Raw genomic sequence first — 23,174 nt, forward strand, 5'->3', positions numbered from 1 at the left:
TTCCGACATATATTTTATGGAGGGAAGGGACGTGATGACCGATGAGTGATAAAGAACTGATAAAAGCGATTGATGAAATAACTGAAGTTGCCAAAGGATTTGGGCTTGATTTTTTTCCAATGAGGTATGAAATCTGCCCTGCTTCCATTTTGTACACATTTGGTGCCTACGGAATGCCGATCCGATTTTCTCATTGGAGCTTTGGAAAGCAATATCATAAGATGAAGCTGCAATATGATCTCGGATTGAGCAAAATTTATGAATTGGTTATCAATTCTAATCCATGTTATGCATTTTTATTAGATACGAATTCATTAATTCAAAACAAACTGATCGTTGCTCATGTTTTGGCGCACTGCGACTTTTTTAAGAATAATGTACGGTTCAGTCAGACCAAGCGAGATATGGTAAACAGTATGACTGCTACTGCCGAAAGGATCAGAGCATATGAAATGGAAGTAGGAAAACCAGAGGTGGAAGAATTTCTAGATGCTGTACTTGCAATTGAAGAGCACGTAGATCCTTCATTTTCTAAAGCTTCATTTGACTGGAAAGTGGATGAGTGGGAGATTGAAGAAAAAGACACAAAAATATCTCCCTATGACGATCTGTGGAATATGGAATCGGTGCCTAAATCTTTGAACCGCTCCAGAGTCAAAAGAAAAAGATTTCCGCCTCAACCGGAAAAAGATTTGATGCTGTTTATTCAGCAATACAGCCGGGAGCTTGAAGAGTGGCAGCGGGATATTATGACAATGATACGTGAAGAAATGCTTTATTTCTGGCCTCAGCTTGAAACCAAAATATTGAACGAAGGATGGGCTTCCTACTGGCATCAGAAAATCATGAGAGAGCTTGATTTAACAAGTGGCGAATCCATTGAGTTCGCAAAGCTGAATGCAAATGTCGTACAGCCGTCTAAAACTCAGATTAATCCTTATTATTTAGGCTTAAAATTATTTGAGCATATAGAGGACCGGTGGAATAATCCGGATGAAGAAGCCATTCGTAATGGTGTTAAGCCAAACAGTGGAAGAGAAAAGATTTTCGAAGTGAGAGAAATTGAATCAGATCAATCGTTTATCAGAAATTATTTAACAAAGGAATTTGTTCAGCAAGAAGATATGTTCCTTTTTCAGCGAGCAGGCAGAGATTATAGAATTGTTGATAAAGAATGGGAAGGCGTCAGGGACGAGCTGGTTTCGTCGAGGGTAAATGGCGGGTTTCCATACATTGTTGTAGAAGATGGAGATTATTTGAAAAATGGGGAACTGTATTTAATGCATATGTACGAGGGCACAGAGCTTGATATTGAATATCTTGAAAGAGTGATGCCCCATATTCACCGCCTATGGGGAAAGACTGTACACTTAGAAACGTCGGTAGACGGGAAAAGTATCTGCTTTGTGCATAACGGAAGAACAATGCAGCGCAAACATTTGTCTTAAAGAAAACGCGTTTAAATGCAATAATCGTTGACTGAACCTAATATACCCAGAAGAAAAAGAAGGATTTTTTCTTTTGGGTTCTTCTATTTGATCGTATTACTCAGAAAAAAAGTGACTATTTATACGTTTATCACGTCTCTATACATGCCACAGTGCAGCTTGAAAATGAAAGGAGTACATAGTTAAAGGCTAAGAATAAATTGAATATGGCAGGGTGATCATATGGATTGGTGGGCAATTATCGTTGCAATTATTTTAGGAGTTGTAGAGGGGCTGACAGAATTTGCACCAGTATCTTCTACAGGTCACATGATTATAGTAGATGATCTATGGTTAAAATCAAAAGAATTATTTAATCCTGATGTCGCGAATACATTTAAAATCGTCGTTCAGCTTGGATCCATTTTAGCTGTTGTTGTGGTATTTAAAGAAAGACTGATCAATCTGGTGAAGATCAATAACAAATCAACTACAACTAATGCACCGGTTTTGAGATGGCAGATGGTGGCTGTCGGATTACTCCCTGCAGTCATCTTTGGCTTTTTATTTGAGGATTTTATTGATGAGCACCTATTTTCGATTGAAACTGTGCTGATCGGTTTAATCGGAGGCTCATTTTTAATGATTGCGGCAGATATACTGCATAAAAGAAATAACCATATAACTACAACCGTTGATAAGCTAACCTACAAGCAGGCTCTTTTAATGGGACTGTTTCAATGTATCGCGTTATGGCCCGGATTTTCAAGATCCGGATCCACTATTTCCGGCGGAGTTATTTTGGGTATCAGTCACAGAGCATCGGCAGATTTTACTTTTATAATGGCAGTGCCCATAATGCTTGGTGCAAGCGGATTGTCCTTATTTAAGAACTGGTCTTATATGTCCATTGATGTCCTGCCATTTTTTATTGCAGGCTTTGTAAGCGCATTTCTTTTTGCTCTTTTGTCCATTCGGTTTTTCCTTGCTATGATCAGCCGCATAAAACTGCTTCCATTTGCAGTCTATCGGCTTGTATTAAGCGGTATATTAATTGTGATTGTTTATTTTTAATGACTAGAGATAAAATTTGTTCAGCTTATATATAATCTGCAATTACAGAAGAATGCCCTCATGAAATTCATGAGGGCATTCTTGGTCATTGTATCATTATTGTCTTATAATCCCGTGCAATGTTTTGCGCTTGTAAAAGCGTCATTCTTTATACTAAATAGAAGCATCAGAAATTATTTTGATTGTTTTTTTCTATTTTTGCTGTACCAGAAGATAAAAATAATAACGAAAAGAGCGATGACTGCGTAGGCAATGGTTGAGTAAACGTCCATAAAACCGAGAATTTCTTCCCAAGAGTCACCCAACTGAGCACCGACAACAACTAAAATCGTATTCCAAATGATTGTGCCAAGAGTTGTGAAGATCAAAAATAATACAAAAGGCATATTTGACATCCCGGCTGGAATGGAAATTAAACTCCTGATGAGAGGAATCATCCTGCAGAAAAACACAGTCCATATGCCATAACGGTCAAACCATGCATCAGCCCGGTGAAGATCTTCTTTTTTAACTCTTAGTATGCTCCCGTAGCGTTCGATTATTTTCTCCAGCCGTTCTACATCTACAAGAAGTCCAACTCCATAAAGGATCACTGCTCCAGCGACAGATCCAGCTGTAGAAGCAATGATTACGCCAGTTACGGTCAATTCAGTGGTAGTAGTCATAAAACCGCCAAAAGGCAGGATTACCTCTGAAGGAATTGGAGGAAAAAGATTTTCAAGCGCGATCATTAGAAAAATGCCAAAGTACCCGTATTGCTCCATAAATGACATAACCCATTCCTGCATCAGTTCACTCTCCACATCTCACTATTTAAGCATTGAAATATGTATAACTTTAAATAGTGTATCATTTATATTTTTTCTGTTCACCTTTTATATTTATTAAAAAACAAAATGGATAGAACAATGATGACTTCCTCAAAAAAGGAGGGGTGGGGGGTTGAATTTTTCCTGCGATTAAAATAAAAAAGGAAGAAGAGTAAGTATCTGCTTCTTCCCCTCATCGGGCATTAGACGTCTGGTTCTATATGAACATGAACCCGGGTATGCGGGCGGTTGTTTTGGAGTGTGTGTTCAATTTCATCCGATATATCATGACTTTCGACCACGTTCAAATCCGGATCAACTTTTATCGTCAAGTCAATAAAGGTCACATTTCCGTGTGAGCGCGCTTTAAAATCCTCAATTTTCCTCACACCTGGAATATCTCTGACACTCGATTTAATTTCATTCACTTCCTCTGTATCAAAACCATCCGTGAGTGTATGTATCGCATCTTTAAAAATACCGATTGCCGTCTTCAAGATAATGATCCCAACCAGAAATGCAGCTAACGGGTCAAGCCAGGCCAGTCCTGCAAAGCTTCCAATAATTCCAATGGCTGCCCCGATACTGACAAGTGCATCTGATCGATTATCCTGTGCAGCTGCAAATAGCGAGGAGCTTTTAATGCTTTTGGATAATTTTAGATTGTAGCGGTACACTCCATACATGATAATGGAGCTGCCGATTGCCACCCATGCTGCAAGTAAACTCGGAGGATTAGTTTGACCGCCTTGGAGTAATATAGACCCTGCCTGTGTTAACACCTGAAATGCAACGGCCGTCATAATGAATGCGGCTGCGAATGAAGCAATGGATTCTGCCCGCATATGTCCATAATGGTGGTCTTGATCCGGTGGTTTTCTTGAAACACGAAGACCAATCAAAACGGCAACTGAAGCGATCACATCTGTTGTATTGTTAAGACCGTCTGCTTTTAAGGCTTCCGAGCCTGTTTGTGCACCAATAATTAATTTTATAACGGCAAGAACAATGTAAGCCCCAATGCTGATCATTGCACCCCGTTCCCCACGTTTTAAATTTTCGTATAAATCCATACTTTTGCCTCCACATACTTTCTCACATGCCTTTATTATTTCCCTTACAATAGATTATCAGACCTGACCAATTTGGGTCTAGAGCAACGTTGTAGGAGGCTTCCACGCTTATTGTGAACAGGTAAATAAGTTGCAGGGAGGCAAAGGAAATCTGAATAGTTGGGAAATAAAGATTGCTGGAACTGACAGAGTCTAAAAGGTTTAGAATGATGTAATTATAGAGGGCGGTTAAAAATTGCTGGCTCATGCAGGGCAGTGAGCTGGTTAATTGGTGAAAGAATAAAAAAAGGAGTGTCCACAGAAAATAGTTCATGTGGACATTCCTTTTTTATACGTGCTATTAATCCAGTGTAAAAAGCCGCATTAAGACAATTTGTACACTCTCGCTTCATATGGTTTTAAAACAATCGTCGAAATTTCATGATGTTCTTCAAAGGGCAAATTGCTGAGTATAATGTTTTCGCTCGAAAATTTGATATCCATATGATCTAAAATTGCATCTTTTTTTGAAAGATTCGTTAAAATAACGACCTTTTCTTTATTGAGCATTCTAGTGTAAGCATAGATCTGATGGTGATCAGGCAAGAGCAATTCATACGTTCCATAGGTGAAAATATCATGATTCTTCTTCAACTTAATCATTCGTTTATAAAAAGAGAGAACAGAATTTTCATCTTTCAGTTGATCTTCAACATTAATTTCTTTGTAGTTCGGGTTGATTTTCATCCAGGGAGCAGAAGTTGTAAATCCTGCATTCTCTTCTTGTGACCATTGCATTGGAGTTCGGCTGTTGTCACGGGATGATGCCCAGAGAATTCTCATAATATCTCCGTGAGGAAGTCCTTCTTCAGAGCGAATACGATACAGGTTTTTTGCAGAAACATCATCGTAATCGTCAATCGATTCAAAGTGAACATTGGTCATTCCGATTTCCTGACCCTGATAAATAAACGGAGTGCCCTGCATTAAGAAATACATTGCAGCCATAGATGTTGCACTTTCATACCAAAAATCATGATCATCTCCCCAGGTGGAAACGACTCGCGGTTTATCATGATTTTCGATAAATAAGGCATTCCACCCGTTGTTCTCCAATCCTACCTGCCAGCGTGAAAGAACTTTTTTCAGCTCCACAATATCCAGCTCTAAATTGGTTTCGGCATCCCAAAGACCCAAGTGCTCAAACTGAAAAATCATATCCATTTTTCCATTTTCTTCACCCACCCAAAGGTCGGCCTCATCAATTGAAACACCATTTGCTTCGCCAACGGTCATAACATCTCGGGATCCATAGGTTTCGTTTTTAAATTCTTCAAGAAACGGCTGAATGCCTTCCTGATTCATGTGCATATCAAATGAGGATACATATTGTTTCCTAAGAGGATTCGGCATATCAGGGAACCCCGGACGCTTTTTGATGTGGCTTACTGCATCAATTCTGAAACCGTCAATTCCTTTATCAAGCCACCAGTTTACAGCATCGTAAACAGCATGCCTTGCATCAGGGTTTTCCCAGTTAATATCCGGCTGTTTTGTTGAAAAAACATGAAGATAATATTGATCTGTTTTTTCATCATATTGCCAAGCTGAGCCACCGAATATACTTTCCCAGTTATTCGGTTCTGCTACAGTTTTTCCCTTATTGTTTCGGATGCCGTCACTCCAGATGTACCAGTCCCGCTTTGGATCGTTAACACTTGAGCGTGATTCGATAAACCACTGATGCTCGTCACTCGTGTGATTGGGAACAAAATCAATGATTAATTTCATTTCCCGCTGATGTACTTCTTCCATTAGCTGATCAAAATCAGCCATAGTGCCAAAATCGTCCATAATATCTTTATAATCTGATATATCATATCCATTATCATCATTTGGTGATTTGTACATTGGACAGATCCAGATGACGTCTACACCAAGGTCTTTTACATAATCAAGACGCTGAATAATTCCTTGCAAGTCACCTATGCCGTCTCCGTTAGAATCCTGGAAGCTTCTTGGATAAATTTGATAGCCAACCGCTTCTTTCCACCAGATTTTTTTCATATTCGTGCACCCCCATAGTTATGCAATCGTTTGCACATACTTAAATAAAAAAACGGATCTCATATCCGTCTATTGATCAAATACTATTTTTCACCTGTTTATTTTACCCTTATATGATCGTCAATGCAATGGCTTTTTGCAGAGAAATCAAAAATAGACAAAGAAAAAGCTGAATCGATAAATAGCATCAATTCAGCTCCGATTCTTTCAAGCTTCCCTCGTTTGAACAGAGGATTCCATAACAGCTTTTCTTTCATCTGTGGTTTGTTCTTCTTCAGACATTTTCCATACCTCAATATAAAGGATATGGTACCCGTCTACATCATTTACTTTAAAAACAAATCCCTGTTCGTAAATCTCATCACCAATTTCCACATCAAAATTTCTAGTCATGAAAAATCCGCCAATGGTGTCGACATCTTCTTCTTCGATGCTGATTCCAAGCAGATCATTTACATTCTGCACAAGAACTTTTGAGTCCAAAATATAATGATCTTCATTGATTTTTTGAATATCAGGGATTTCGTCCTCATCAAATTCGTCCTGAATTTCTCCGACAATTTCTTCAATAATATCTTCCATGGTCACGAGTCCGGACGTACCACCGTACTCATCGAGCAGCATTCCCATATGCATGCGCTCTTTCTGAAACTTCAGCAGCAATTCATTAATTGGAATGCTGTCAATAACCTGAATAATGGAATGGGTAAATTCTGAAACAAGTCGATCCCCGTTGTCCTGATTTTCAATAAAAGCTGTCATCAGTTCTTTCATATTGATCATCCCGATCACATTGTCTTTATCTCCATCTTCGACAACAGGGTAACGGGTGTATTGTTCTTCTTTCATGACTTTAAACACTTCACGCAAGGTAAGGCCGCTGTTCACACTAATAATCTCGGTACGGGGTACCATAATTTCTTTTGCAACACGTTCATCAAATTCAAATATCTTGTTCACATAGCTGTATTCTGACTGATTGATCTCACCGCTTTTTAAGCTTTCAGATAACATAATCCTAAGATCCTCTTCTGAATGGGAAAGGTCATGTTCAGAAGCGGGCTTTAAACCCAGCATAGTGGTGAAGATTCTTGCCGAACCATTTAAAAGCCAGATAAAAGGATACATTAAAATATAAAATAAAATAAGCGGTTTTGCAAAAAGCAAAAGCACAGCTTCGGCTTTTTGAACAGCTAAAATCTTTGGCGCCAGTTCCCCGATCACTACATGTAAAAAAGTGATAATGGAAAAGGCGATGATAAATGAAATCAGGTGAGTAATAGAAGTTGAAATGCCCAAGCTGACTAAAACAGGACCAACGAATGTTTCAACTGTAGACTCTCCCAACCATCCTAAGCCTAGTGCTGTTACAGTGATTCCAAGCTGACATGCTGACAAGTATTCATCAAGATTTAATGTTATTTTTTTTGCAGCCAGCGCTTTTGAATTTCCTTCAGCGACAAGCTGATCCAAACGTGAACTTCTGATTTTTACAATGGCGAATTCAGAAGCAACAAAAAATGCTGTTAGTGCAATCAGAACAGCGACCATAAGTAAATTAACTATTTCCAATGATTTGAGACAATCCCATTAAAAATCAGCATGGGCTGATCTTTTGCGTGGGGATGTCTCTCACACCTCCTGTTTTGTTGAAATATACTGCCTAATCATTATGGGCAAGATTCAACCGGGGGCATCTATCAAATCAACCTTAAAAGACGTTTATTGAAGGAAGTTGTAAATGGATATGATGACCCGTTCGCTTGGCTTCTCAAGCCATTTTTGATTACTCCGTGACAAACACAACGATTTTTTTCACCATAAGCGAGCATCATAACCCCATCGAACATTCCTCCAATCAAAATAATAATGCTTATATTTTACCACAAAAGGAAAAACCGTGACTATCATTATTTCCAGCCATAAGGGTTTTTCATTCGTAAAAATCAGGGAACTTCATGTCCAAGAGAAGCCTCATAGATTACGTACCATTGATGTGGTGTAAGTTTTTTAGTCAACGCCTTAATCGCTGCATCAATTCGTTCGATTTTACCTGATCCAACAATTGGCATAATAGAAGCCGGATGAGAAAAAAGCCAGGCATACATAACCTCATCTAATTTCTCTGTGCCGATTTCTTCACCGACCTGCTTCAGGGCAGTTCTGATTCGCTGTGCTTTTTCCTCTTCATTTCCAAAAAGCTGACCTCCTGCAAGAGGGGACCAAGCCATTGGTGGAGCTTGCATTTCGAGAGAAAGATCGAGTGTACCATCTTCAAAGTTTTCTAAGTTATAGGGATTAAGCTCAATCTGATTAGTAACAAGCGGCTGAGCAGTATAAGACTCAAGCATTTTCAATTGACTTCTTTTAAAGTTTGAAACGCCAAAATGAAGAACTTTCCCTTCATTATGAAGCTGATCAAACGCTTCTGCTGTTTCTTCGGGATTCATAAAGGGATCGGGACGGTGAATCAATAGTAAATCAATATAATCGGTATGAAGGTTTTGTAAGGATTGTTCTACTGATTTAATTATATGTTTTTTACTCGTGTCATAATAATGACCTTTGTGCGCTGGGCGGTTGGATGAAGGGAGAACAATTCCGCATTTTGTAATGATCTCCATTTTTTTTCGGATAGATGGATCTAAAGCGAGTGCTTCTCCAAAAAGTTCTTCGCATTGGTAGCTTCCGTAAATATCTGCATGGTCAAACGTAGTGATCTCTTTTTCCATTACTTCTTTAATAAATGAAAGGCGTTCTTCTTTTGATAAGTTCCATTCCGTTAAGCGCATCATTCCGTGAATGATTCTTGATAATTGCAAATCTTCTGCTGCTGTTATTCTTTCCATATCCATTCCTCCTGCTATGTAGTATCGAGTGATAGGAGATAAAGTGAAAAAATCAGTCCTGTAACTAAAAATGACCGAATTAAGCTTTCCTCACACCATATCCCAGTTAAATATATCGAGGTGATCAAGATATAGGCGTTGTATCTTGAATAGTCGGAGCTTCTTTTTATTTCCGATACAAATGCCAACAGAATAAAAAGAGGGAGCAAGAAAAGAATGACTTTCGAGAAAAAAGGCTCAAAGATCAATAACGAAAGAAGAAAAAACCAGAGAGCTCTTCGTAAAAACGTTTTACTAAAGGACTTCATGCTGTCGACACCTCTTTAAAAACTGCATCTCAATCTGTAAACATTTACGATTAGATGATACCATATATAAAACAATAATGAAGAAAAGAACCATCTATTAAAATACAGTATAGGGGATGAAGCAGTGAAGGGTAAGGAACTTTTAGAAAAAGCAATAAAGATGGACCAGCATGATGAGTTAGCCTCTTTCCGTGATGAATTTTACATAAGAGAAAAGCAGATTTATTTAGATGGCAATTCACTCGGACTTCTGTCTAAACGAGCAGAAAAAGAAACAATTAAGGCATTAAATAGCTGGAAGGAATACGGGATTGATGGCTGGACTGAAGGAGACAATCCCTGGTTTACGCTGTCAGAAAGCTTAGGAGAAAAGTCAGCGCCTTTAATAGGAGCCTATAAAGATGAGGTGATTGTCACAGGATCTATTACAACGAACCTTCATCAAATGATCGCAAGTTTTTATCATCCAGACGACAGTAAAAATGAAATTCTGGCTGATGAACTTAATTTTCCTTCTGACCTTTATGCGATCCAAAGCCAGCTGGAACTAAAAGGATATGATCCTCAAGTTTATTTGAAGAAAATACCATCTGAAGATAATCAAACCATTTTACTCGATAGAATTAAATCATCCATCTCAGAAAAAACAGCTTTGATCCTGCTTCCTTCTGTCTTATATCGAAGCGGTCAATTGCTGCCGATTAAGGAAATAGTTGAATATGCTCATCAGTTTTCAGCTGTCGTGGGATTTGATTTAGCACATTCGATCGGTGCTGTACCTCATAATCTCCACAAGTGGAATGTGGATTTTGCTGTATGGTGTAATTATAAATATGTAAACAGCGGGCCGGGTGGAACCGGAGGACTGTTTGTCCACCAACGACATCACGGTAAAATGCCTGGATTGAAGGGATGGTTTGGTTCTGCAAAGGACAAGCAATTTGATATGGAGCATTCTTTTTCCCCTGCTGCTGATGCCGGGGCTTATCAAATCGGCACCCCGCATATTTTATCGAGCGCCCCATTGATCGGAAGTCTGAGTATATTCGAAGAAGCTGGGATCCATCGCCTTCGGAAAAAATCATTACAACAAACGGATTATTTACTACAATTAATCGATACACTGCTTGCCGATCATCACTTTAAAATTGTCACGCCGCTAAAGCACACGGAACGAGGAGGACATATTGCCTTGGAGCATAGTGCTGCAGCAAGTATATGCAAAGCTTTGAAGGATCAAATGATCATTCCTGATTTCAGGTCGCCTAACTTGATCAGGCTCGCACCTGCTCCTTTATACACTACTTTTGAGGAATTATTTTACTCAATGCTGGAACTTGAAAAAATTATGGAAACAAAAGCTTACGAGCAGTATCAAAATTCCCGCAACATTATTGCATAGGAGGCAGAGGTAAAATGAAGAAAATCATCGATATTTCAATGGAATTATCCGAAGCAGCAGCCGTTTGGCCAGGTGATACTTTATTTCAATACGAAGTCTCCTGGGATATTGAAGAGAGCGGTTCTGTTAATGTTGGAAAAATCGAGAGCAGCACCCATATGGGTACGCATATTGATGCTCCGTTTCACTTCGATCAAGCTGGTCAAAAGGTAAATGAACTCTCATTAGATCGCTATATCTCTAAAACGGCAGTAGTGGACTGCAGAGGAAAAGATAAAATTAGTGCAGTTGATATCCTTCCTTTTGTTACAGATCAGGAGATTACTAGTGTGCTAATTAAAACAGATTATTGGGGAGACCGAACAGTTTTTCCAGAGACGATTCCTACAATGACGGAAGATGTGCCAGGCAAGCTTGCTGAAAAGAATATAAATTTAATTGGGGTGGATTTGCCGTCTGTTGATTCTATCGACAGTAAAGAGTTGAAAAATCATCTAGAACTTCATCGACATGATATCTGGATCCTTGAAGGAATTGATCTGAAAGATGTATCAGGGGGAGTATACGAACTGATAGCCTTGCCGCTGAAAATTGTCGGAGCGGATGGAAGCCCCGTCAGAGCTGTGCTGCGCGAAATATAAAAAAAAGCTTAATCGGCAAAAATTCTGCCAGAATAAGCTACACGGTTGAAGAAAGTGTTTTTCCCAGGTCTTTTATTCGAAGGGCGATGTCGTCACAAATTTCCTGAAAGAGAACCCACTTTTCGTTCGGGTCAGCCGAGTGCTTATCAGGGTTCAGTATATTCCAAGTCAAAATTTTCTTAGCAGCCAACGGAGACAATGAAATTTTTTCATCCTTTTCAAAATCTTGTATTAGAACAATTATATCTGCCTGATCAAGCTCCTCTTTTTTTAAATGATACGGTTTGATGGCAGTTAAATCTATGCAGATTTCTTTCATTGCCTCAATTGAAAATGGACTAGTTTTCGCGCTGAACCAGCCTGCGCTTCGATATGTTACATTCTGTGTATTTAATCTGGAAGCCCAGCCCTCAGCGATTAAACTGCGTTCGTGGTTTGACGAAATAAAGAAGATTGTTTGATTTGTCATAATCGCAGTTCCTTTCTCAAGATGTTATAGTACACTATACCCATTTTATACTGGTTTTATGCATGTATAATGATTTTACAGGTTCATACATTGATATTCTTATGTATATCTACTAAATTGCTAGTCGGGGTATTGTAAAAACTAAATGATATTTTTAGTATGATCGGAGGAAAATGAATGAAGAAATTAAATTTAACCGCTAAGATCCTGATAGCACTCGTTCTGGGTATTATTACAGGTTTGGCTTTAAATGCTTTTGCGCCAGATTTGTTCGCAACGTTGGATACATATCTCTTTTCACCACTGGGGCAAATTTTCTTAAGTTTAATTAATATGCTGGTTGTGCCCATCGTATTCTTTTCACTTGTATTAGGAGTTGCTGGTTTAGGAGATACCAAAAAACTTGGCAGAATGGGCTTTAAAACGGTGGTAACTTTTTTAGTTACAACTGCTATAGCGATTACGATCGGATTGAGCCTTGGTGCGATCATTCAGCCGGGAGAAAATTCTCCTTTTACAGCAGAAGAGCGGGACGCAGCTTCATTTGAAGGGGAAGATACACCATCAGTAGGGGAAACTTTGTTGAGTGTTATCCCTGAGAACCCAATCTCTGCTCTTGCAGAAGGCAATATGCTTCAGATTATTGCTTTTTCCATCTTTATTGGCTTTGCTCTAACAGTGTTAAAGGAAAAAACAAAAGGTGTTATGAACTTATTTGAGCAGGGAAATGATATTATGATGTTCCTTGTTGGCATTGTAATGAAATTTGCTCCTTATGGAACATTTGGATTAATTGCTTCAGCACTGGGTGAAGCAGGCTTTGAATCGCTTCAAAGTATCTTAATGTATGTATTTGTCGTTTTGCTGGCATTAGTGATTCATGCCATTGTAACCTATGGCAGCATCATTTTCTTTTTGGCCAAAAAAAGTCCGATCTGGTTTTATAAGAACTTTTTCCCTGCAATGACGGTTGGTTTCAGTACTTCAAGCAGTAATGCAACCTTGCCGATTTCAATGGAAGTAGCACAAAGAGATTTGAAAGTATCTAAAGCTTCCAGCTCATTCGTACAACCGCTCGGAGCGACAATCAACATGGATGGAACAGCAATTATGCAGGGGGTAGCAACAATCTTTATTGCCCAGATCTATGCAGTTGATTTGACTTTTGTTCAGCTCCTGACGGTTGTTATGACGGCTGTTTTAGCGAGTATAGGAACAGCTGGAGTACCAGGTGTCGGTCTGATCTTATTGGCAATGGTGTTAAATTCGGTGAACCTGCCTGTAGCCGGCATCGGTCTGATTCTCGGAATTGACCGGTTACTAGATATGTGCAGAACTGCAATTAATATATCTGGGGATGCTGCTGTGGCACTCTTTGTATCAGAATCTGAGAAAAATAAGAAAATTAAAGAACAAAGAGGCGAATGATTAGTGTTCATCAAATAAACAAGTTTGAGTCGATTGAAACAGGCCTGATGAAGTTATACTGAAGTATATAAAACTTGAAAAGGGGCAACGGGAATGAATCTTGGAATAGGTGAAGTTATCATCATTCTATTTGTTGCACTCATCGTATTCGGCCCATCCAAGCTGCCTGAGCTTGGAAAAGCGGCTGGGGTCACCATGCATGAATTTAAAAAAGCACTGAATTCAGCCGGTCATTCAGACAAACAAAACCCTAAAGATTCTTAGAAAAGGGCCTTTAAATAAGAGGCTGGGACATTACTGAAAGTAGTTCAAAACCTAAGGCAGCATCTATTATTCGCTTGAGGGGAGCGGAAGGTGGAGCCCTGCAGGATATGACGGCAGCTTGAGACCCCGAAAGTCAAAGTCAGAGGAGGGCTCAAGCGCCGTCTCTGCGGAAAGTGTCCGCCTAATAACGAATTGAACCAGGTCATAGAGCTTGAGACAGTCATTTGTCTCAGGCTCTTTAATTTGTGAAGCATTTCTATTAAGGAACCGAGCAGACTTATTTTTAAATTATAAACCGCTTACCACTATCCATTTCACATGAACGGACTGTTTAGATAATAGAATCAAATAGAAGCACTTTATGCAGCGTTATAAAATGGTATATTCGTGGCGGGAGTGAGGTGACAGCTTTGACAAAACAAGAGTTAATCGAAATGATTGCCTCCAGACTGAAGTTGATTCGTATAGAAGCAGACTACACAAAGGATCGAATGGCTCAAGTGATCGGTGTATCCAAAAAAACACTGGTCCAGATAGAAAAGGGGCGTTTGCTGCCTAGTTGGACCACGATTATTGTCATCTGTGCCTTGTTTAGAGAACAGGATAGTTTAATTAATTTAGTTGGAGGAGATGCGCTGGAACTTGCAGAACTGCTGGCAAGAGAAGAGATGGAGACCCGTAAGGAAAAGACTTTAGGAGGTAAAATATGGTGGGATTTAGTGAAAAAAGATGAGAACCTGACCCTTCAAAGAAATATCATCAGCAAGCATTTTAGAATTGTAGACAAGGATCAGTACAGACTATATAGCTCCTTTAATGAAAAAGAGGCTAGAGAACGATTTATAGAGCTTGTTAAACTTAAAAAAAGATCTCACACAGTTTAGGGTTTGTGTAAGATCTCCTTGTTATTTTACTGCAATCCCATTTTCAAGAATACTAAAAATAGCTTCAGACCATTGATCAGCGGGTACTTTTTGGTAATTCGGGATTAAAACGGTGTTAAAAAAAATGCCTGCTACTAAAGAGGATGGCACGTCTTTGCGAATGGAGCCTTCCTCCTTGGCTTTTTCAATATGAACCGTCAGTAATTGAAACAGTTCACGCGAATACCCGTCGAGCTCATCTAAATGGCTAATAACACTAGGAGAAGTACTTTGGTTTAGGGAAGAACGCATTTTTATCATGTCGTATACTTGAGAATACTCCATAAATAGCGTCAACAGTTCTTTCAGCATGTTAAAAGAGGAGTCTTGAGGAGTAATAGCATTAATTTTGTTCATTACCTCCATCATGAGAAGGCGCATATAATCAGTAATCAATTCGTCTTTGTTACTGTAGTATTCATATATTGTACTTCTGGCTACATCTAATTTTTCAGCCAATGCTTTAAAGTGAAATCCTTCATATCCCTTTTCAAGCAGCAGTTCTTCAGTTGCATTTAAAAGGTCGTCAATAACCATCTTTCTTTGTCTAGCCATAATATCCATCATCCTTTATTGAGCCATACTTATGTTTATTATAACGGAAATTGAAGCAAACCGTGTACTTTGAGTCGAATAAATAAACGTTCAAACGGATTCTCTTTTCATCTGCTGCTTTTTTAGAGTGTTGAAGGCAAGTTAAAATACCCGGTTTCTTTACTTCAATAGTAAAGAAACTACGGGCATTTATCTGTATAGATTGGCTTCATAAATTTAGGAGATAGATTAATACAAGAACGGTTTAGCAGCAAAATCATTCACATTTGACCTGCCTACTTAATCACCAGCACACTGCAGGGAGAAGACTGCATTATCTTTTCACTCACACTCCCTAAGAACCATTTTTGAAAGGTGTTTTTTTCTGTTCGTCCCACAATAATCAGATCCACTTCGTTGTTTTCAGCATAGTCAACAATTGCTTCTGCAGGAGAGCCGGATAGTGGGTAAAATTGCGCTTGAATGTCCTTTGCATCAAGGTGATCTTTTGCAGAAAGCAATGCATCATCCAGTTCCTCTGTCAGTTGGTGAACTGATTGCCCATGATCCTGCTGAGGCAGAGGAGGCATATAGGGAGGGTTTTGTTTATCGACTCCCGGTGTCATAATGGGTGCTGCATCTCTGGGCTTATCGTAAACGGTTGTGTCGATCGAATGCTTCTCAGTAGAAACATGTGTAATAGTCAGATCGGCTTTACTATTTAAATGAAGCAGACTTACAGCAGAATCCAGCGCTTTTTGACTGCTGGCTGACTGATCAAACGCTAAAAGAATATGCGTATACATCTCATTTCACTCCTTTTAAGAATCATTACTATGTCTTTACCCTGCTCATTGATGTAATAGTCTGAAAAAAGAAAAGAACATAAAAAAAGCCCTTTTAAAAGGGCTTTTAAAGTAAATGGGGTTTAAATGAACGAGTGAACAAATAAGTAGACCAAATAAGATAAATGTAGTGCATATGTTATAAGTACAATAGTTGCTCTGCTTCAATTAAATCCCCGAAAAATGTGTGTATTGGATGAAATTATCCAATCAGGTTGATCAGGAAAAAGATTACAACGATTGCACCAATAATCATTAAAATAGTTCTTAGCATTTTTTTCACCCCTTTGTCAGGATCCAAAACAGGTCGAAAAAAACCTACCTTTTGGTTAGTTATAACATACCCTCACATTGTTCTTTAAAACGTTTTCGTTAAAAAAAGTTGACAAATGAATCTAAACTCACATCTTTACTTTTCTAAAAAATGAAAAAACAATTGACATCTACTAATTAGTTGGGCTAATCTAAGGGTGTCCTAAATGGGCAAAATTACTTAAGAAGGGAGTTGCGTGTCATGAAAAATCGTATAGTTGCCTCAGATCGTTTTATCAAACTGAATAACGCGCAGCTGCAGCCTCTTTTGTAACAGATGGACTTTAATTGAGAAATCATTTTTCTGTCATGATTGTGGTGAAGTCTGCGTATCGTAGTCTGTGCCTAAAATAATGGAAGCATACCGTGCTTTAATAGGCGGTGTGCTTTTTTAGTTTCCAAAATATGTATTTTGTTGTTAACAGAGTGATCTGTTTTCATATATGTAAGAGTGTATCAACCATTTTAAAAAAGGAGGAACAAAAATGAACAAGGGTACAATAAAGTTTACAAAAACGGTGGAGCTAGAAAGCGGGTAGCCCGATAAAAGGGAAGAAAAAGGAGGCAGGATTGCATGTTTGATATTTTTTTAAAGTTAAGCTGGTTTTTTAAAGAGCATTGGAAGCGCTACACAGTGGCCATTGTCCTGCTTCTGATTGCCAATGTATTTGAAGTGATACCTCCTTTTCTGGTAGGTCTTGCCATAGATGATATCTTCCGAGGAGAACTGACGCAGGGGATGTTAAAACGCTACCTGCTCATTTTGGTCGGGATTGCGCTAATAGCGTATTTATTTAATTACATCTGGCAATATTTATTGTTTGGCGGTGCAAATGAAATTGAAAGAAGGCTCCGTTCTATGTTTATGGGTCATTTATTGAAAATGACACCAACCTTTTATGAACGTAACCGTACCGGAGATCTTATGGCAAGATCAACGAACGATCTGAAAGCAGTATCTGTTACAGCGGGCTTTGGTGTATTAACTCTTATTGATTCTACAGCCTATATGCTGACGATTCTTATAACGATGGGTGTCGTGGTTTCCTGGGAACTTACGATCGCAGCGGTTCTCCCGTTGCCTGTATTGGCCATCGTCATGCAGCTTTTAGGTAAGAGAATTCATGAGCGTTACACAAGTGCACAGGACGCTTTCGGGGATTTGAATGACCGTGTGCTTGAATCGATCGCGGGTGTCAGAGTCATTCGTGCATATGTTCAGGAACGTGCGGATGAAGCTCAATTTCATCAAGAGACAGAAGACGTTTTTAAAAAGAATATGAAAGTAGCTGTTATTGACACTCTTTTTAATCCGTTGACAAAAATCCTGACAGGTATCAGCTATATGATTGGATTAGGATATGGCGGGTTTCTTGTATTCAATCAGTCCATTACATTAGGTGAGTTAGTCGCCTTTAACGTATATCTTGGTATGCTGATCTGGCCAATGTTTGCTATTGGTGAACTGATTAATATCATGCAGCGGGGAAATGCATCAATGGATCGTGTAAATGAAACACTGAATTATTCTGAAGATGTACCGGATTGCAAAACCCCTGTGAATGATGCAGCAGCGAGTTCCATTTCATTTACAAATTCCGGATTTCAATACCCATCTTCATCTGTAAAAAATCTGACGGATTTAAATGTGAAGATCAATCAGGGTCAGACTCTTGGTGTTGTCGGTAAAACGGGCAGCGGCAAAACAACTTTTGTGAAGCAGCTGTTAAAAGAATATCCCATGGGTGACGGTGCAATAAGAATCGGGGAAACAGTCATTGCAGAGCAGACAAAAGATCATGTTAGATCCTGGTTCGGCTATGTTCCTCAAGATCATATTCTTTTTTCCAGAAGCATTCGTGAAAACATTTTATTCGGAGCTGAAGACTCGGATGAAAAAGCCATCTTTCATGCGATAAAAATGGCTCATTTTGAACGTGATTTAGAAATGCTTCCTGATGGACTTGAGACGCTGGTGGGAGAAAAGGGAGTAGCTCTTTCAGGCGGCCAGAAACAGCGGATCTCCATTGCACGTGCGTTGATAAAAAATCCGTCAGTACTAATATTAGATGATTCTTTGTCAGCTGTTGATGCAAAAACTGAATCCAGTATTTTAAACAATATCCGTAACGAAAGGCAAGGCAAAACGACCATTATTACGACTCATCGTTTGTCAGCTGTTGAACATGCAGACTGGATCATTGTCCTAGAAGAGGGGCGAGTGATTGAAGAAGGCAGACATGATGAGCTGCTTTTAGCTAAAGGATGGTATTTGGAACAGTATGAGCGCCAGCAGGTGGAAGAATCACTTCTTGAGGAGGTGCGCTCATGAGTGTAGGAAAAAGGCTTTATAAGTATGCGCTGTTATTTAAAAAAACGATCATCATCGCGCTATTAATGCTGACTGTATCTGTTTCCGCAGAGCTAGTCGGTCCCTTTATTGCAAAGAAAATGATTGATGATCATATTCTAGGAATTGAACAGCCCTGGTATGAATCGGCCGATACAAAAGATGCCGTAGCATACAATAATACATTTTATAAGCGGGGAGATTACTTTACGGACGGGGAAGAAAAGGGCGAGGAAGCGCATATTTTTCAAATCGGCGTCCGGTTTTTCTTTGTAGACGAACCCGTCACAGCAGAAGGCGAGCGTTCTTTTGAAGAAGGAAATTTGATTTTTACAGAGGACGAAAATGAAACGGTTTACGCTGCTGATGAATTGTCTTCTTCTCAGATTTTGGCGTTTTATCAGCCGGAGATTCCTCGTATCATTCAATTAGTTCTGCTGTATTTTGCACTGACAGTGGTAGCGGCATTGTTTCACTTTGGGCAGGACTATCATCTTCAGCGCTCGGCGAACAGAATTATTCAAAAGATGAGGACAGATATCTTTGGGCATATTCAAAAGCTGCCAATTAATTACTTTGACAACTTGCCTGCAGGAAAAGTTGTCGCAAGAATTACCAATGATACAGAAGCAATAAGGGAGCTTTATGTACAGGTGCTTTCTCAGTTTTTCTACAGCGGAATCTATATTACCGGTATTTTTGTAGCGCTGTTTATTCTTGATCCGCAGCTTGCAGCGATTTGTCTGCTCTTGCTTCCAATTTTATGGGTATGGATGACTGTTTATCGTAAATATGCTTCCACTTACAACCATGTTGTACGTTCGAAGGTAAGTGAAATTAATGCTTCAATTAATGAATCGATTCAAGGCATGACGATCATCCAGGCCTTTAGAAGGGAAAAAAGAACAAAAGAAGAATTCGAAGAAATGAATAAAACTCATTTTAATTATCAAAACAAGCTCCTAAGTTTAAATTCTCTAATGTCTTATAATCTGGTTGCAATTCTGCGGAATCTGACGTTTGTCGCCTTCATCTGGTATTTTGGAAGTGGTGCTATTGGCGCTGAGTCCGTTGTATCAGTCGGTGTCCTTTATGCGTTTGTAGATTATATAAACCGTCTATTCCAACCCGTAACAGGAATAGTTAACCAGCTTGCCAATTTAGAAATTGCATTAGTAGCAGGTGAAAGAGTATTTCAATTGCTCGATGAAGAGGGTGAAGAGGTAGAGGACGGCAGAGTAAATCGATATAAAGGTCAAGTATCATTTGAAAATGTTTCGTTTGCCTATAAAGAAGAAGATTACGTCTTGAAAAATCTATCATTTGAAGCAAAGCCGGGAGAAACCATTGGTCTGGTTGGTCATACGGGTTCAGGGAAAAGTTCCATTATGAATTTATTATTCCGTTTTTACGACTGCCAAAAAGGGGAGATTCGTATTGATGGTAAAAACATCAAGGAACTGCCCAGACAGACGATACGCGAGCATATGGGGATCGTACTTCAGGACCCGTATCTCTTTACAGGTACAATTGCCTCAAACGTCTCTCTCAATGATCCCCGGATTTCAAGGGACAAAGTAGAAAAAGCATTGAAAGCAGTAGGGGCCGATCGTGTATTAAAGCATCTTGAAAAAGGGCTGGATGAACCGGTGATCGAAAAAGGGAGCACTTTGTCTTCAGGGCAGCGTCAGCTTATATCTTTTGCCCGGGCACTAGCCTATGATCCGGCTATTTTGATTTTAGACGAAGCTACATCAAGTGTGGATACAGAAACGGAAGCCATTATACAAGATGCGATGGAGACGTTAAAATCCGGGCGTACGACCTTTATCATTGCACATAGATTATCAACCATTAAAAACGCAGATCAAATTCTTGTGCTCGACAAAGGCGAAATTGCTGAAAAGGGCTCTCATGATGAGTTGATGGCTCTCAGAGGAAAATATTATCAAATGTATAAGCTTCAACAGGGAAATAAACAGGCAGGATAGAAAAAACTTACTTGTTGCCGGCACCTTCAGCAAGCAGCAACTTTTAAGTGTAAGATCTAATCGTTCAAACAATAAAAGAAGGGCCGTATGACGTCAATGGGATTTGACTTTATACGGCCCTCTGTTTTTTTGGCAAAGATGAGCCTGGCAGTGTAGGGTGCAGAATTAACTTCTCAATAAGTTAATCGTTCAATACGTCAATCCCACCCGTTTTTTTGAGTAGTCATTTGTCTGAATGAGAGAATAGGCAAAATCACCTGTATCATACATAGAGATGCTTGAAGGATCATCAGGCAGCGTATTAATTTCCGTTCTGAATTTTCCTATTCTCTTCCCATCAGGCAAGTATGTAGGGCAAACAATCGTCCAATTCATTGAAGATTGTTTCAGCATTAAATAAGCGCGGCAATGGTCCTCAGCCGCAGTACTTAAACGGCGGTTTGATTCTTTGGAATGAAAGCGGAACTTGCCAGGTTCTCTTTTTGAATCCAGTATGCCTGCAGTGCCGATTGTGATGATCTTAGAGATTGAGTTCGCACGCATCGCGGGAAGAATATGAATCATTGATTTAGTGAGTGCATCATTTTTATCCGTTCCTAAAGCACTGATAACAACATCGCAGCCGTGAATGACTTCATCAACATCTTTTTTATTTGAAGCATCCCCTTTTATTTTCTTCATTCCCGGATGTGAAGCTATACCTTCAGGATCTCGAACGAGTGCCTGGATGTCATGTCCATCCTGTAAAGCATTTTCCATGATTACCCTGCCTACACGGCCGGATGCACCAAACAGTGCTAATTTCATTCGAATTCCTCCTGTAAAACGTTTTTGATTAATATAAGTGTAGCTGATTTTTAACTGACAGAAAAGAGACATCCTATAATTTCTTTACATGTGTTTGGATGGCCTAAGCCTCACTTACTGTCTGCAAACGCAACGCTTGAAGGGGGAGTTTTCTCGCCATTTACTGTCAAAGTAATGGTACAATAAGAAATGAAAACGTTTGTAAGGAGGAGAAGTAATCATGGATTTTCGTACAGAAAGAGATACTTTAGGAGAAATTCAAGTTCCTGCAAGTAAGTATTGGGGTGCTCAAACGCAGCGAAGCAAGGAGAATTTTCCGATTGGTATTGAACAAATGCCCTTAGAAATTACATATGCATTTGCAGAGCTGAAGAAAGCTGCAGCAATGGCTAATTATGATCTTGGAAAGCTCTCTCTTACTAAAAGAGATGCGATCTGCCGTGCCTGTAATGAAATCATTGATGGAAAACTCGATGAGCATTTTCCGTTAGTTGTTTGGCAGACCGGCAGCGGAACTCAATCAAATATGAATGTAAATGAAGTGGTGGCTTACCGTGCGAATGTTTTTTTACAGGAAGAGTCAACGGACGAAACCGTACATCCCAATGATGATGTAAATATGTCTCAAAGTTCTAATGATACGTTTCCAACAGCGATGCACATCGCTGCGTACAAGGCTTTGTGCAAAAATTTAATGCCGAGTTTAAAGGAATTAACCGAAACATTTCTGGATAAAGAAGAATCATTTAAAGAAATTATTAAAATCGGCCGAACCCATCTGCAAGATGCCACCCCCCTGACTTTGGGACAGGAAATTAGCGGCTGGCGTGCAATGCTTCAAAAAACACGATATATGATACAGGAATCAAGCAAGCATATATTAAGTCTGGCTATAGGCGGCACCGCTGTTGGTACGGGAATTAACGCACATCCCGAATTTGGAGATCGTGTAGCTAAGCAACTCGTCCTTCAGACAGGTTTCCCATTTTATTCATCAGATAATAAATTTCATGCGTTAACCAGTCATGATGATATGGTCCATGTTCACGGTGCATTGAAGGCTTTAGCTGCTGATTTAATGAAGATTGCCAATGATATCAGGTGGCTTGCAAGCGGACCAAGAAGCGGAATTGGAGAAATTACGATTCCTGCCAATGAACCAGGCAGTTCCATTATGCCTGGAAAAGTGAATCCCACTCAAAGCGAGGCTCTAACGATGGTCACAGCGCAGGTAATGGGCAATGACGCTGCGATAGGATTTGCGGCAAGTCAGGGTAACTTTGAATTAAATGTTTACAAGCCTGTTATTATTTATAATTTTCTTCAATCGGTCCGCCTCCTTGGAGATGGAATGAAAACATTTAACGATAAATGCGCGATTGGAATTGAACCGAATTATGATGTAATCGCAGGGCACGTGGATCGCTCCTTAATGCTTGTTACGGCGCTTAATCCACATATTGGCTACGAAAAAGCCGCCAAAATTGCAAAGCTTGCGTTTGAAAAGGAATTAACCTTAAAAGAAGCAGCAATCGAAACGGGCTATCTAACAGAAGAGCAATATGATGAGTGGATTCAGCCAATTGATATGGTGAATCTCGATCGAGTATAATGGTTTATAA

At 39.4% G+C, this 23,174-nt stretch carries 19 protein-coding genes; 10 read left to right on the top strand and 9 right to left on the bottom strand.

What is annotated here, in order from left to right; translation table 11 throughout:
* The first annotated feature begins 41 nt into the window (after window positions 1–41).
* Together KR50_RS12115 and KR50_RS12120 are read left to right on the top strand one after the other, a co-directional pair.
* Window positions 42–1,448, top strand: coding sequence for a SpoVR family protein (locus KR50_RS12115; protein ID WP_041058899.1), 1,407 nt, complete (start codon window positions 42–44; stop codon window positions 1,446–1,448).
* A gap of 222 nt (window positions 1,449–1,670) precedes the next feature.
* Window positions 1,671–2,501 (top strand): undecaprenyl-diphosphate phosphatase, encoded by an 831-nt coding sequence (locus tag KR50_RS12120; protein ID WP_041058902.1) that lies wholly within the window; start codon window positions 1,671–1,673, stop codon window positions 2,499–2,501.
* Window positions 2,502–2,674: 173 nt separating this feature from the next.
* Here the strand turns inward: KR50_RS12120 and KR50_RS12125 are convergent, their stop codons facing one another.
* The 5 genes from KR50_RS12125 to KR50_RS12145 form a co-directional block, all read right to left on the bottom strand.
* On the bottom strand, window positions 2,675–3,289 hold the full coding sequence (locus tag KR50_RS12125; protein WP_041058904.1) for a DedA family protein: 615 nt from the start codon (window positions 3,287–3,289) through the stop codon (window positions 2,675–2,677).
* A 224-nt stretch (window positions 3,290–3,513) separates the two neighbouring features.
* On the bottom strand, window positions 3,514–4,383 hold the full coding sequence (locus KR50_RS12130) for a cation diffusion facilitator family transporter (protein ID WP_041058907.1): 870 nt from the start codon (window positions 4,381–4,383) through the stop codon (window positions 3,514–3,516).
* A gap of 363 nt (window positions 4,384–4,746) precedes the next feature.
* The gene (locus tag KR50_RS12135) at window positions 4,747–6,429 is read right to left on the bottom strand and encodes a glycoside hydrolase family 13 protein (protein WP_041058910.1); all 1,683 of its coding nucleotides are present in this window, start codon (window positions 6,427–6,429) and stop codon (window positions 4,747–4,749) included.
* Between the two features lie 207 nt (window positions 6,430–6,636).
* Entirely contained in the window at window positions 6,637–8,001 is a 1,365-nt protein-coding gene (locus KR50_RS12140) for a hemolysin family protein (RefSeq protein ID WP_041058911.1), read from the bottom strand.
* Between the two features lie 374 nt (window positions 8,002–8,375).
* Entirely contained in the window at window positions 8,376–9,278 is a 903-nt protein-coding gene (locus KR50_RS12145; protein ID WP_041058914.1) for an aldo/keto reductase, read from the bottom strand.
* A gap of 468 nt (window positions 9,279–9,746) precedes the next feature.
* On the opposite strand from KR50_RS12145, the gene kynU reads away from it, so the two are divergent.
* The gene (gene kynU / locus KR50_RS12150) at window positions 9,747–10,988 is read left to right on the top strand and encodes a kynureninase (protein WP_052477078.1); all 1,242 of its coding nucleotides are present in this window, start codon (window positions 9,747–9,749) and stop codon (window positions 10,986–10,988) included.
* A gap of 14 nt (window positions 10,989–11,002) precedes the next feature.
* Window positions 11,003–11,629: an arylformamidase gene (gene kynB / locus KR50_RS12155; protein ID WP_041058918.1), complete on the top strand. Its 627-nt coding sequence runs from the start codon at window positions 11,003–11,005 to the stop codon at window positions 11,627–11,629.
* A 37-nt stretch (window positions 11,630–11,666) separates the two neighbouring features.
* Here the strand turns inward: kynB and KR50_RS17990 are convergent, their stop codons facing one another.
* The gene (locus KR50_RS17990) at window positions 11,667–12,098 is read right to left on the bottom strand and encodes an arsenate-mycothiol transferase ArsC (protein ID WP_052477075.1); all 432 of its coding nucleotides are present in this window, start codon (window positions 12,096–12,098) and stop codon (window positions 11,667–11,669) included.
* 177 nt (window positions 12,099–12,275) lie between these two features.
* Here KR50_RS17990 and KR50_RS12165 point away from each other — a divergent pair, with 177 nt between their 5' ends.
* From KR50_RS12165 to KR50_RS12170, 3 genes are all read left to right on the top strand, one after another.
* Window positions 12,276–13,526, top strand: coding sequence for a dicarboxylate/amino acid:cation symporter (locus KR50_RS12165; protein ID WP_041058921.1), 1,251 nt, complete (start codon window positions 12,276–12,278; stop codon window positions 13,524–13,526).
* 93 nt (window positions 13,527–13,619) lie between these two features.
* On the top strand, window positions 13,620–13,790 hold the full coding sequence (locus tag KR50_RS18300) for a twin-arginine translocase TatA/TatE family subunit (protein WP_084215582.1): 171 nt from the start codon (window positions 13,620–13,622) through the stop codon (window positions 13,788–13,790).
* A 401-nt stretch (window positions 13,791–14,191) separates the two neighbouring features.
* A complete protein-coding gene (locus KR50_RS12170) occupies window positions 14,192–14,674 on the top strand; it encodes a helix-turn-helix transcriptional regulator (RefSeq protein ID WP_332307479.1) in 483 nt (160 codons plus the stop codon).
* A 21-nt stretch (window positions 14,675–14,695) separates the two neighbouring features.
* On the opposite strand, the gene KR50_RS12175 is transcribed toward KR50_RS12170, so the two are convergent.
* Both KR50_RS12175 and KR50_RS12180 read right to left on the bottom strand, forming a co-directional pair.
* Window positions 14,696–15,268, bottom strand: a complete 573-nt coding sequence (locus KR50_RS12175) for a TetR/AcrR family transcriptional regulator (protein ID WP_041058923.1) — start codon at window positions 15,266–15,268, stop codon at window positions 14,696–14,698.
* 275 nt (window positions 15,269–15,543) lie between these two features.
* On the bottom strand, window positions 15,544–16,053 hold the full coding sequence (locus tag KR50_RS12180) for a universal stress protein (RefSeq protein ID WP_041058925.1): 510 nt from the start codon (window positions 16,051–16,053) through the stop codon (window positions 15,544–15,546).
* Between the two features lie 925 nt (window positions 16,054–16,978).
* Here KR50_RS12180 and KR50_RS12185 point away from each other — a divergent pair.
* Both KR50_RS12185 and KR50_RS12190 read left to right on the top strand, forming a co-directional pair.
* Window positions 16,979–18,736 carry an ABC transporter ATP-binding protein gene (locus tag KR50_RS12185; RefSeq protein WP_041058927.1) on the top strand — a complete coding sequence of 586 codons (1,758 nt, stop codon included), beginning with the start codon at window positions 16,979–16,981 and terminating at the stop codon, window positions 18,734–18,736.
* Window positions 18,733–20,745, top strand: a complete 2,013-nt coding sequence (locus tag KR50_RS12190; protein WP_041058929.1) for an ABC transporter ATP-binding protein — start codon at window positions 18,733–18,735, stop codon at window positions 20,743–20,745. Before KR50_RS12185 ends, KR50_RS12190 begins: the two co-directional genes overlap by 4 nt.
* A 189-nt stretch (window positions 20,746–20,934) precedes the next feature.
* Here the strand turns inward: KR50_RS12190 and KR50_RS12195 are convergent, their stop codons facing one another.
* Entirely contained in the window at window positions 20,935–21,552 is a 618-nt protein-coding gene (locus KR50_RS12195) for an NAD(P)-dependent oxidoreductase (RefSeq protein WP_041058931.1), read from the bottom strand.
* A 220-nt stretch (window positions 21,553–21,772) separates the two neighbouring features.
* Between KR50_RS12195 and fumC the strand changes: the two genes are divergently transcribed.
* A complete protein-coding gene (gene fumC, locus KR50_RS12200; RefSeq protein ID WP_041058933.1) occupies window positions 21,773–23,164 on the top strand; it encodes a class II fumarate hydratase in 1,392 nt (463 codons plus the stop codon).
* Window positions 23,165–23,174: the final 10 nt, after the last annotated feature.

The sequence above is a fragment of the Jeotgalibacillus campisalis genome (assembly GCF_000829515.1).
GTDB classification, from domain to species: Bacteria; Bacillota; Bacilli; order Bacillales; family Jeotgalibacillaceae; genus Jeotgalibacillus; species Jeotgalibacillus campisalis.